Source organism: Gordonia sp. NPDC003429 (assembly GCF_053588575.1).
Genome location: NZ_JBSFQF010000033.1, coordinates 1 through 11,883, shown reverse-complemented (window position 1 = coordinate 11,883; position 11,883 = coordinate 1). Strand labels below are relative to the sequence as shown.

Annotated in this window: 11 protein-coding genes; 9 read left to right on the top strand and 2 right to left on the bottom strand. The window is 61.0% G+C overall.

Annotation, left to right across the window (positions count from 1 at the left end; all coding sequences use genetic code 11):
- The coding region (locus ACWDSI_RS20060) for an O-antigen ligase family protein (RefSeq protein WP_449757630.1) at positions 1–1,212 on the bottom strand (1,212 nt) is incomplete at its 3' end.
- A gap of 241 nt (positions 1,213–1,453) precedes the next feature.
- Here ACWDSI_RS20060 and ACWDSI_RS20055 point away from each other — a divergent pair.
- Positions 1,454–2,734 carry a YveK family protein gene (locus tag ACWDSI_RS20055; protein ID WP_449757629.1) on the top strand — a complete coding sequence of 427 codons (1,281 nt, stop codon included), beginning with the start codon at positions 1,454–1,456 and terminating at the stop codon, positions 2,732–2,734.
- A gap of 14 nt (positions 2,735–2,748) precedes the next feature.
- Positions 2,749–3,864 carry a glycosyltransferase gene (locus ACWDSI_RS20050; protein WP_449757628.1) on the top strand — a complete coding sequence of 372 codons (1,116 nt, stop codon included), beginning with the start codon at positions 2,749–2,751 and terminating at the stop codon, positions 3,862–3,864.
- Here ACWDSI_RS20050 and ACWDSI_RS20045 read toward each other — a convergent pair.
- The gene (locus ACWDSI_RS20045) at positions 3,854–4,657 is read right to left on the bottom strand and encodes a glycoside hydrolase family 16 protein (protein ID WP_449757627.1); all 804 of its coding nucleotides are present in this window, start codon (positions 4,655–4,657) and stop codon (positions 3,854–3,856) included. The two genes, ACWDSI_RS20050 and ACWDSI_RS20045, sit on opposite strands and share 11 nt — an antisense overlap.
- A gap of 244 nt (positions 4,658–4,901) precedes the next feature.
- On the opposite strand from ACWDSI_RS20045, the gene ACWDSI_RS20040 reads away from it, so the two are divergent.
- The 7 genes from ACWDSI_RS20040 (at position 4,902) to ACWDSI_RS20010 (ending at position 11,727) form a co-directional block, all read left to right on the top strand.
- Positions 4,902–5,738 (top strand): acyltransferase, encoded by an 837-nt coding sequence (locus tag ACWDSI_RS20040; RefSeq protein WP_449757626.1) that lies wholly within the window; start codon positions 4,902–4,904, stop codon positions 5,736–5,738.
- Positions 5,739–6,007: 269 nt separating this feature from the next.
- A complete protein-coding gene (locus ACWDSI_RS20035) occupies positions 6,008–6,511 on the top strand; it encodes a hypothetical protein (protein WP_449757625.1) in 504 nt (167 codons plus the stop codon).
- Between the two features lie 16 nt (positions 6,512–6,527).
- On the top strand, positions 6,528–7,673 hold the full coding sequence (locus tag ACWDSI_RS20030; RefSeq protein ID WP_449757624.1) for a right-handed parallel beta-helix repeat-containing protein: 1,146 nt from the start codon (positions 6,528–6,530) through the stop codon (positions 7,671–7,673).
- A gap of 52 nt (positions 7,674–7,725) precedes the next feature.
- Positions 7,726–8,460 carry an SGNH/GDSL hydrolase family protein gene (locus tag ACWDSI_RS20025; protein WP_449757623.1) on the top strand — a complete coding sequence of 245 codons (735 nt, stop codon included), beginning with the start codon at positions 7,726–7,728 and terminating at the stop codon, positions 8,458–8,460.
- On the top strand, positions 8,453–9,355 hold the full coding sequence (locus tag ACWDSI_RS20020) for a glycosyltransferase family 2 protein (protein WP_449757622.1): 903 nt from the start codon (positions 8,453–8,455) through the stop codon (positions 9,353–9,355). The genes ACWDSI_RS20025 and ACWDSI_RS20020 overlap by 8 nt, the downstream gene beginning before the upstream one ends.
- A gap of 143 nt (positions 9,356–9,498) precedes the next feature.
- Positions 9,499–10,590: an OpgC domain-containing protein gene (opgC, locus tag ACWDSI_RS20015; protein ID WP_449757621.1), complete on the top strand. Its 1,092-nt coding sequence runs from the start codon at positions 9,499–9,501 to the stop codon at positions 10,588–10,590.
- A 528-nt stretch (positions 10,591–11,118) separates the two neighbouring features.
- Positions 11,119–11,727: a hypothetical protein gene (locus ACWDSI_RS20010; RefSeq protein WP_449757620.1), complete on the top strand. Its 609-nt coding sequence runs from the start codon at positions 11,119–11,121 to the stop codon at positions 11,725–11,727.
- Positions 11,728–11,883 lie beyond the last annotated feature (156 nt).

Genomic DNA, 11,883 nt, shown 5'->3' with positions numbered 1-11,883 from the left:
GCGGTCGGTGATCGGATTCTCTACCATCCCGAGGATGAGCCAACAGCCAACTGAAATGGTCAGAAATGGTGCCAGCCTTACTCCACGCGTTGTGAGACGCCAACCGTCCGACAGGCAGCCGAACCACAAAGCGAACATGCCAAACAGCAATACCAAACCACCGGCAGATATCATCTGCAGGTAGATATTGTGCGCATCAGCGATATGTTTGATACCGATTCCCGTGAACGGATGATTGGCGAAATCGCGGAATCCTTGATCGGCCAGCGTGGTTCGTTGGGTATCGCTTCCGGTGGCGCCGGCATTGTCGCTGCCGAACCGGAAGAGGTCCGTCATCGCAGAAGCGGGAAGGGCGACAATGAGTAGCGCCGCGCCCGCGAGTGCTGTGATCAAGGCAACGATTCCGATCTTCTTTGCTACAACGGCCCGTCGCGTTCTGGGCTGAACAAGAATAGTGACAAGCACCACTGGTAGGAAAAGCGCTTGCGCGCCGCGTGAACCGGACACTGCGATTCCGCCCGCGAGGATCACCAACGTGACTGCGGCAAAGATCTGTTTGAACCGAGAATTCGAGCCCAAAAGGTATCCCGCAACCGGAATTGAGACGATGGCGACGAAGGCGAGGGTGTTGGGGTGAGCGGTGAGTCCAGTCTGTCGAAGTGTGATGTTGGTGTACCCAAACGACCCTGAAATCGCTGTCAGTCCAGAAAGGTCAGATAGCGCCACCAGGCTGGACACGCTGGATCCTGCCAGGTAGCTCACCGCAACCCACTCAGGCACACGTGAATCAATCGCTGTGCACGCCGTAATACACAGAGGTATGGCAAGCACGGCGAGCAGCCAGATCACGATCTTGACGAGATCTCCCGGAACGCCCTCAGGAAGCTGGTAGCGATCGGCAAAGTAGTAGTCCGGTATTGGGTCCAACATTCGTGCCAGGCCACAGATCAACAGCGCCGTCGCGGGGGCCCAGACCCACCACCTAACTTGGTATCGCAGCCCGCCGAAAATGGTCATCATTCCCACCAGTCCGATCGCGAGAATCAAGAACAAATCAGCGATCTGGATTACACTCACATGCATGACGCCCCACGTCGTGGAGAATGCGGCAAGAACGAGCGCAGCGATCGCTCCGCGAGAGCAGAGGATGGTCATATCAACGTATTGGGAGAATCCCGGCTGATGGCGTTGGGGTGATCCCTCGATTGGCATGCGTTTCCTCTCTCGACGCAAGTCGATCGACCGGAAGGGCTTCCTTCAAGGTAGGCGTCGTCGGCGCTGGATCGTTGAGCAAGACCAGCAGAGGAATGCGTTGTATCGAAGTCAGCCGATTCTTGAGCAAGGTCTGCCAGCGGTTGCGTCTCCGTGACTCTAGCGTAGGATCTGTTATCACGCCCGGTTAGTGGTTGGGTCGACTTACTGGTGTATCAAGCTACTTGGGGGCACTCGACGTATGCGCTATTTTTCGCCACGGAACGCGATCTCGACAATTGTTCGGTCATGGCTGGTTGTCCTCGCGGTGGTTGTCGCCGCTGCGGTCGGCGCTCTTGTCTACTGCGAGTCGCAGACTCCGAAGTATGAGGCCAGTGCAACGCTGTACGTTAGCTCGGGGAGTCGTGAGATGCCCTCGAGCACATACGACAGCACCAAGGGTTCGCAGGAGCGCGCAGTCTCATACGCCAAACTTGTGTACTCCGACGCTGTCCTCGAACCGGCCAGATCGGCAGCAGGGCTTGATGAGTCGGTGGAACTGCGCTCCGCAGTGAGCGCAAGCGTCGTCCCGGCGACCGCTGTGCTCACAATCACATCGACTGCCTCCAGCCCGGATGAGGCAGTCAAGATCGTGAATGCCGTCTCAGACTCACTCTCGGACGCGGTTTCCCGAGTCGAGGTACCGCAGGGCGCTGTGATCTCGACCTCCCGTCTGGTCCTCATGACGCCTGCCACGGCTCAGTCCTCACCGGTATATCCAGAGACGATGCTCACCGTGCTCATCGCCGCCATCATCGGATTGATCGTCGGCGTGATCGTCGCCCTGACGATTGAGCGCTTCAACCGGAAAGTACGTGATGGTCGAGATGTTGGGGCGCTCACCGGAGCTGAGCCTGTCGCCGAGATATCTGTGGCGAGGTCAGGAGCGGGAGTAGACCTTTCGCCTGGCTCGATCGATGGGCTGGTGGCGGCGATAGTCCGTGACCACCGCACTGCGGGCACGCAGCGAATCCTGGTGGCAGCGTTGACGGAGCGGGGGTTGGTGCAGGTCGCTGTTCTCGCAGCCGGTCTGGCCGAGGAACTGGTGGCCGGCGGAGCGAAAGTAGTGCTGCTCGGAACCGACGACGTTCCCACAGATCTTTGGCACAAACTCACCACAGACTTGACCGCGCCGGCACGGTTCAGTGCCGCCATCGGGCCGAGGACGGATGAGTCCGACTTCATCGTCGTGCAAGGCCCGGTTCTTGCCCCGTCCACGGTGGGTGAACTGGGTGGGTTGGTAGACGCCGTCGTGATGATCGTGATCGCGAAGGCTTCGAAAGCCGGCGATCTTGCGCAGGCAGCGCAGGCGTTTGCCGACACGGGTCTCGAACATGTCCACTACGTGCTGGCGCGGCGTACGCGGAGAGTTCCGAGGGCCGATGTTCCGGAGCGGGACAGCGTCGCCACGACATACGAGGACGGCGAGGCATCCGAAGACAGTCGGCCACGGCATTCGACGAGAACCGGTGCGCGCCATTGAAAATACTGCACATCGTGTCGGTCGCAGCCAAGGACGGATCGTATGGCGGCCCAACGCGAGTTGCGATGAACCAGGTCACCGAACTGCGCCGCCTCGGCCACGCCGTGACCTTGGCTGCGACGTCTGAAGGCCTAGGCGTAGGCGACGTTGAGATCGACGGTGTCCCTATGCACTTGGAGCGACGTAACGCTGTGCCACGGGCAGGCTACGCGGGCACATACTCCCTGACCATGCTGCTTTGGCTGCTGCGCAACATGCGCGCTTGTGACGTAGTCCATGTCCATCTCTCTCGCGATCTTGTCACCCTTCCGGCGACCATTCTTGCGGTGCTCGCCCGAGTGCCGATAGTCCTCCAATGCCATGGGATGATCATTCCGAAGCGGTCTAGGATGATTCGGATTTTCGACCGCGTCGTCACCGCACCGCTACTTCGTCGCGGGCGGCTGGTCTATTGCCTCAACGTCGATGAAGAGTGGCGTATTCACGAGATTGCCCCGTCGGCGGCAACTGCGGTTCTGCCGAATGGTGTCCCTGTGACCGACGTGGTCAGGGTCCCCACGGTCCAATCGCCCGAAGTGGTCTTCCTTGCTCGGTTGCATCCACGTAAACGCCCCGATCTGTTCGCGCGCGCCGCGGTGTTGCTGCTGGCAGATGGTGTGAATGCGCAATTCCGCATCGTGGGCCCGGACGAAGGAGCGGCAGAAGGCGTCGACAGGATCATTGCAGATTTTGTCGCTGCGACGGGACGGACCGATGCCCTGGCGCGTGAGCCGGCAGTACCGGCGTCATCGGTGTTGGACCGGTTGGCTCGCGCGGCCGTTTATGTATTGCCCGCCGAAGCTGAACCGTTTGGAATGTCGGTGGTCGAAGCGAGTTCAGTCGGCGTGCCTGTTGTGGTCATGCGCGACTGTGGGCTGGCCGCATTTGTGGAGCGCACAGAGTGCGGTGTCGTCGTCGATACGGCGCGGCCGGAGGCGTTGGCAGCGGCGATCCGCACCCTCCTCGAGGATCCAGGGCTGGCCGCGGGGATGGGCCAACGCGGGCGTGAAGGAGTGAGACGTGAATTCTCCATGTCTGCCATCGCGGCTGAATTGACTGATTGCTATGGGTCAGTTGCCGTCAGAGCGTAGTGACGCGCACCCAGTCAACGAGCATGTCGACAGGCAATTCAGATGCGATAGGAGCTTCGGCCGTCGGTCCACCCACCGTCATCTGGAGCTTGATGATCAGCGGGTTCGCGTTGGAGAAGGGCCAGAACGGAAGCGAGTTCGTGGGGACAGTGAAGTACGGGGCCTTGCCGGCCGTGTAATCGATCCAGAATCGGAATCCGGCGCTGTTCCACGCCATCCGCCAGGTGTGCCATGCACTGTCCACCTTGATCTGCTTCTGAGCCTGGAACGTCTGCGCAACAAGCGGTACGGGCGTATGAACTGTGGAGCCCGCGAGCGACGTCCCGTACACCTCGATGATGTCGGCCTCGCCGCACTGGGGCCAGTCGCCCTTTGTGCCCATGGTCCAGAAGCTGGGCCAACATCCACGCGAAGGATCGAACTTGATCCTCGCCTCCCAAGCGGTGTCCATACCGGCCGAGAAGTGCGTCAGGGTGGTGAGCGAGGCCGATTGATACTGTGCCGAGGGGAACCACGACGGAGGATTTGTACAACGCGCCGCGCGGATGACGAGGTTGGAGTTTCCGTCCACGAAAGATGCAGCGCGATCGTCGATGTAGACGGCAGGCGGCGAGTACCCCGTGGAGCCCAAATGGTGTGACCATTTGGACGGGTCCGGGGCGGATCCTGCTGCGCCGCTGAAGTCGTCAAAGAACAGAGTGCTCGCGGCATTGGCGGGAGTGGGCGTTCTGACACCAAGCGCTGCAGCGCCGACAGCGGCAGCTGATGCGGTTAGCAGGGCCCGCCGGTTCAAGTGGAGATGAGATTGCGTTGGTTCGGGTTGGGGTGTATTCCCAGACATGGGGAGAGAGTATAGGAACCTCCTGAGGTCAGTGAGGCGAATGCAAGTTCTGCTCAGACTTGTGACCTGGCCGAGATCGCGTTGAGCAGATCGCCTACCCGGGTAGCGCTGCGAGGCCTCTGTGTCATTGATCATAGGTAGCACTCCGCGACGACGGGATTCGCCGAGTACATCTATGCTGGTCGGGTCTGCACGTGTGTCCGTTCTGGGCGCCGTTGGCGTTGTGTCCGAAGGTATTCGGGAGGAATCGACACTGATGCGAGCATTGATAGAACTGATTGTCTGGCTGCTTCCGGCATCTGCGACCAAGAACCGCGTCCTGCGGATCTTCGGGCATACCATCGCGCCGACGGCGACGATCGGTCCGTGCCTGGTGACCTCGCTGAAGCGGGCCGACCTCGCCGATGGTGCGTCGATCGGTGCTTTCACGACAATTCGTGGCCTCTCTCTTCTCAAGATGGGCAAAGACGCCGGAATCGGCTCATTCAACTGGATCTCGGCTCATCCGCTGTATCAGGAGCATTTCGACGGTGCCGGAACACTGGGGATGCGCGACGGGGCGGTCATGACCAGTCGGCACTATATTGACTGTTCCGGTACCGTCGAACTGGGCTACTTCACCGTTATCGGCGGACACCGGACCACCATCCTTACTCATGAGGCAAACATCCATGAACCAGTGCAGAACGTTGGACGGGTGTCGCTCGGTGCGCGATCGGCGCTTCTGACCAACTGCGTGTTGTTGACCGGGACGCACCTGCCACCACGATCAATCGTCGCGGCACAGGCCACATTGCTCGCAAAGAGCACGGCCGCTGGTCGGCAGGGTCTCTACGCGGGAACGCCAGCCAAATGGATTTCCGAAATCGATTCAGGCCCAGGAACTTCCCTCGGCCGCACGGAGAAGGATCTGTCCGAGGCCCGTCAACTCGAGTCGCTGGGCATCAGCGACGACCCTGCGCTGGATGATCACGAGATCCCGACGCGTGTCGCGAACGCCGGCGACTTCGCGCACGGCAAGCCGTGCGCGTGACGTCGGTGCACAGAATTCGGGATACCGCGCGTCCGCTGTGGGTCAATGCTTGTCGCGCTTATGCGGCAATCGTGGTCGTCACGGGTGTGGCAGCTCTGGTGGCGAGCTGTGGTTCGAGTGCTGGTGACTCGACGGAGACCACCACCGTCGGACGGCGAGTCGAGATCGACTTCTCGACACTGCCTGACGGCCGCCCGCCCAGGATGTTCGGTTCAGGTCCAGCGGTTGAGTATGGTGCGCCACCAAGCAATCCGGGAGCTCGGCTCCGCGTGGTCGATGGCACGCTCACCAATGCGCCGGCATCACCGGCCGGGGTGGCGGGGTATTACACAACTTCCAATCTTGGTGCGCCGATACGTGAGATCGGGGCAGACTGGAGGTTCTGGTCACGCGATGGCGGGGGAGACGATGGCGCGATGGCGCTCGTTGTCTCTCAGAACGGCAAAGAGCCGCCCCTACCGGTACATCTGGTCATCACTCCGACTCAGTGGTGGTTTGGCGTCTGGCCGCCGGGACAATATCCCGGCTTGCAGGTCATCGACCAGGGCAGGTTCTTCACACCACTGGCCGTTGATCGCGCCGTGACTCTGCACACGGCGGTGCGAATCAACGGCGAGCAAGCACAGGTATCGTTGCCCGACGGTTCATTCGCGACCATTCGCGACTCGCGAATCGCGAAATGGTTGGGGCCGTATGCCACCTTCGAGGTGTTCGCGAAGAACGGAACCCGCGACCCTGCAGTGGGATTCTCCAAGATTTGGGCGATCGCCTGAGATCGGGTGGCTGCGATTGAGAACGCTTCTGCCGCTTCTGCGCACTGCCGTTGCGATGATGGCGCTGTCGATAGTCGCAGGCTGCTCACCTGTGGACGAGTCGCGGCCGATGGTGCCCGGCCCCACCGAGACCGTGACCGCAGCCATGTCCTATCCCCGTCTTCTTCCCCCTACCTCGATCGATGTGACACGGTTCGGCGCGAGGGGCGACTACCGCAGTGATGACACTGATGCTGTCCAGGCGGCGCTCGATGCAGTGCCCAGAAACGGCGGCGTTGTCTTTTTTCCGGTTGGTGGCTATCGAGTGACCCGTGCGCTGACCGCGAGACGTACCACCACACTCATGGGTGTTCGCGGCCTTGATGGTTCGGGATCGCGGATTGAGTTCGATGGAGGCGCGGGGGTCGCTATCACGTTGGAGGGCAACGCATCCGTGCTGGACAGCATCGAGATCGGCCATGTCGGCGAAGGGCGGGCTGTGAACACGACGGGAGTCCGGGTGCAGGGTTGGTTCTCCCAGATCCGATACTCGCGCATCAGGGGATTCGACGTCGGTCTCGAGATCCGCTCCGGCTTCTACTCCGTCGTTGACTCGTCCTTTCGCGAGTTCGGAGCGGCGGGTATCCGTATCAACGTTCAGGCTGCGCGCGGTGATGCGGGCGACGGATCGATCAGTGGCAATACCATCGAGCGAAACAAGGCCCCGGATGTCGGTGGTTCCGGCATCTGGTGGGAGTCCGGTGGCGGAATGAGGATGGTGAACAACAAGATCAACGGTGAGGGCTCGCTCAGCACGGGCGTCATGATCCGTCCGACTGCGAGTATCGAGACCGGGGTTCTGTTGATCACCGACAACAGCATCGAGAACTTCCGGGAGAGTGGGATCGCGGTGAGCGACAAAGTCAACGGAATCACGAATGGCATCGTCATCGCGAACAACCAGGTCGCCGGGAGGGTGCCGGGCGTCGGGTCGGTCGGTATCACAATCGACTCGAAGTTGTCGGGACTATCGGTCACCGGTAATTCGATCATGTACGTACAGAAGGGTATCGTGATCGACAATGTCGCCAGCGGAACAGTTGCAGGCAACGCATTGAGTGAGATTGCCGACAAAGAGATCACCGTCGGTGGTGGCGTCGGCGATATCGCGATACCGTCATAGTCGATTAGCTGGATGAGCAGGCATTTACCAACGAGGACGAATTGTGGCAAATATGAAAGCCCGTTCATATGTTTTTCAGGCGATCGTCGGTTTGGTGCTCGTGGCGGTGATCGTCGTGTGTTTTGTCCTCGCGGTCAAGGCCGACAAGGGCGACGATTCGGAGTCGGCAGCGGATGCATCCGTCACCGAACGCAGAATCGTACCCGGATATGTCATCGGCGACTCCTACACCGCGGGCACAGCACTCGGGGGTGCCGGCAGCAACAACTGGACCCAGGTGCTCGAGCGAAAGCTTCGTTCGGAGAACGTCGATCTCCAACTGCGGCCCATCGCGGCCCCGGGTTCGGGGTACGTCACCCCTGGACCAACCGACGTGACATTCGTCGACGAGGCCCAGGGTGTTGGCGGAGATGGTCAGGTGGTGATTGTCTTCGGCAGCCGCAACGATCTGCCGTCGGCGGACGAGGTCGGTGCAGCCGCCGACAAGACGCTTGATCTGGTGAGTGAAAGGGCGCCGTCAGCTGCGATTGTCGTTGTCGGCGCACACTTCGCGGGTGCTAACCCTCCTGACGGGATCGCAAAGATCAACGCACAACTCAGGTCGGTGGCTGCGAGACATCGAGCGACGTTTGTCGATCCCAGCGGCTGGCTACAGGACCCCAAGCTGATCGGTTCGGACAAGGTCCATCCCAACGACCTCGGGCACGCGGAGATCGCAGATCGGTTGGCTCCCACACTTGCCACGGTGATCGCGCAGATCAAGCAGGAGCAGCTGAACAGTGGATGACCCGAGCGCGAACACCACGAGCGATGATGCTGTCGCTGTGATCATGGCATCCGCGGGTCGTCCGGACTTGCTGGCCGACGTGCTCGACAATCTGAATCGCCTGGACACCCCGCACACGACAGTCGTGTGCGTACCGGACGTCGCAAGCCTGCCGTCGGGAGGCTTGCCCGAAGACGTGCACCTTGCGTACGCGAAAGGCGCTGCTGCGCAGAGGAATGCGGCGATGGCAGTGGTTCCTGATGCGTCGTTTCTGTTCTTCTTCGACGATGACGCCGTGATACGGGAAGATTACATCGAGAAGGCGATAGGCCACTTTCGTCGCCATCCCGAGGTTGTCGCTCTCACCGGACGAGTCCTCCTGGACGGCGCGGACGGTGAGGAGATCGCCGAAGACGTTGCGCACGAGGAGATAGCGGCATCTCGTGTGGAGGCGGCACGTACGTCTGCGCACCACAAGGTGAACAGTCTGTATGGATGCAATTTCGCCGTCAATCGATCGATGGCTGCCGATGAGAAATTTGATGAACGGCTTCCACTCTATTCGTGGCTCGAGGACAAGGACCTGGCGCAGCGGCTCCTGCGCTACGGACGGATCGACCAAGTCGACGACTGTGTGATCGTGCACCGTGGTGTCAAATCGGGCGGACGAGAGGCACACACGCGTTACGGATACTCGCAATTCATGAATCCCTACTATCTTTACCGCAAGGGAACCTTCACGATATTGCATGTACTTCATGCGTGGCGCCCGATCGTGAAGAATGCTGTTTTGGCCCAGATCGGCCGGGATCGGCTTGCGCGGCGGCGCAGGCTCAAAGGCAATATGATGGCTTTGGCAGACGCTCTCAAAGGTCGTGTGACGCCAGAGCGAATTGTCTTGATAGGTCCCGATTGATCGCATGTTCTGGGCGCTGAGGCCTTAGGGTAATCGCGCAAATACCCATCGGTTGCTACAGCCGTGACGTGATCGCATTTACTCGAACAGCGAGCACGCGTCAGCAAATAGCACACGGTGGATGACTTGCGGAGGTTTACTCTATGCAATCAACGCGCGATGCCTCGATTGATATCTTTCGCGGCGGATGTATCGTATCAATGGCGGTCGCCCACATCGCTCTCGGGAGCGTCCTTTGGGCTGTTCTCCATCCGATCCCGGTCTTCGATGGCGCATCGGGATTCGTATTGATCTCGGGGATCGTGATGGGAATGGTATACCGGCGAAGCTCGAATGCTCTCGGTGCGAAAGCGGTGCGCCGCAGGCAGTTCAAGCGCTTGGCGTTGCTGTACTCGACGCAGATCGCGCTCGTCGTCCTGGCCATCATTGTCGGTGCCGTCGTAGGAGACGCGACACACTTGCCACACTTGTGTGTCCCGATCTCGACCGCGGTGTGGTGGCTGACGACCTTGCAGATCAATCCTACGAACATCGACATTCTTTCTGTCTATGTCGTCATGGTTGCGCTGACCTTCGTGTGGGTTCCTCTGCTGCGAGCCAGGAAGGGATGGGTAGTTCTTGCCCTGTCCCTTGTTATGTATTCGCTTGGTAGCATGACCGGGCACGGAGCTCTTCCGAACCGTCCATCTGAACAAGCGGCCTTCAATGCGCTCACCTGGCAGCTGCTGTTCACAGGAGGGATGCTGGCCGGTTGGTACTGGGCCTCGGTGCGGCCGGTCATCTTGAGAGCCAGCGCGGTATGGATCACCGCGCTTGCGTTCGTTCTTGTCATGGCGACAGGCGCCCTCACCAGCGATAGTGAAGTCGGCACCGTCCTGTTCGCAAAGAAGAATCTAGGGATTGGCCGGCTGATGACCGCGTTCATGGTATTCGTCCTCGTGTATTTCCTGATCTGCTGGGCGGTGCGGCACGGAGCGGACCGGATTCTTCGTCCCATCGAGGCGATCGGACGAAGAAGTCTCGCTTGTTTCGTCACGCTCTGTGTCGGGGTGGTGCTCGTGCCCTTGGCAATCGGAAATGACTCGCGTACAGGTGCCGCGGAGGTGGCCGCGGTATTTATGTGTGTGCTCCTGTATGGCATCGCAGTCATTCGCGATCGAACGAGCTCGCATTTTGAGCGAGCGTCCACCGCTATCGACCGGGTTGTGTTGCGCAACTACGGGTCAGTAGGCTGATCGGTGCGTCGCGGCATTTGAGGTGTACCTGATTACATAAGGGACAACCCCATCAACCAGGGAAAATTGCCCGACCGCCGACACGGGTCTGAATGTCGGTGTCCGCGATCGGTAGGCTGGTCCCGTTCAGTGGACGCGGGGTTCACAACCGTCCGTGGCCATGCACACGCGACGGCAACTGACGATGGGATGCACAGCGATGGGTTGGCGACGAACCACCACGTCATCGGCGGTGCTACTCACGCTGAGCCTTGGCATCCTGGCCTGCGCAAATCCGCCTGTGGCCCGTGCGGCGAGTGAGTCCTTCGCGTCGAACAGCCCGTGGCGTACGCCTATCGGCGCCGAAGCATCGGTCGACCCCAACAGCGGGGCGATGATCGGCTGGGCAGCGCGACGAAATGCGATGAACGCCAACCTGGACCAGTATGGCATCCCGATCTATCAGGCCGGAGCCTCCACGCCGCGGTATTCGGTTCGCTGTACGGCTCCATACGCCGGGCCCTGTCCGCTCCAGGGCGGGGGGGGGGGGTGCCGATCCCGGTCGGCGCGACACCACATGCGGGCTCGGACGGCGCGATGGTCGTGATCGACGAGCCCTCGCGTAAGGTCTACGAGTTCTGGCAGGCCCGACACATCGCCGGGACGTGGGTCGCCAGCTGGGGTGCCGTCAACAACCTCGACGGTTCGGGCTGGGGAGGGGCGAGCACCGGGTCGGGCGCATCTCGCCTGGCGGGTGTGATCCGCGTCGACGAGATCGGTCAGGGCAATATTCCCCATGCGCTCGCCGTCCAGACTGACAACGTGTGTGCTGCGGTGTTCCGGGCGCCGGCTCTCAAGACCGATGGACGGTCGACGCGACCGGATTGCATACCTGAAGGTGCGCGCCTACGGCTGGATCCGCGGCTGGACCTGAATTCGCTCCGGCTGTCCTCCGCGGAGCGGTCGGTGGCGAAGGCTCTACAGATCTACGGCGCGTACGTCATCGATCGCGGTGGGGCCCCGCTCAGCGTGAGTTTCGAGCGGGACAATGCGGCGTCGGGGCCTGCGATCGGGGCGACCTACCGCGACGCCGGTCTGAGATGGGATTACGACGATCTCGGCGGAATCCCCTGGCATCGGCTGCAGGTCCTGCGGTAGCGGTTGCCCTGGCCACTCGACGCTCGCGCTCCTGGTGTCGCGCGACAAGGCCCGGATTGTTGGCTCTTCCGGATTGGCGGTGCGTGAAACAGGTTCTACTGACCCCAAGATGTAGGTCGGATTTGCGGTGTGAGCCTGCGTGATGTGGGCGGGTCC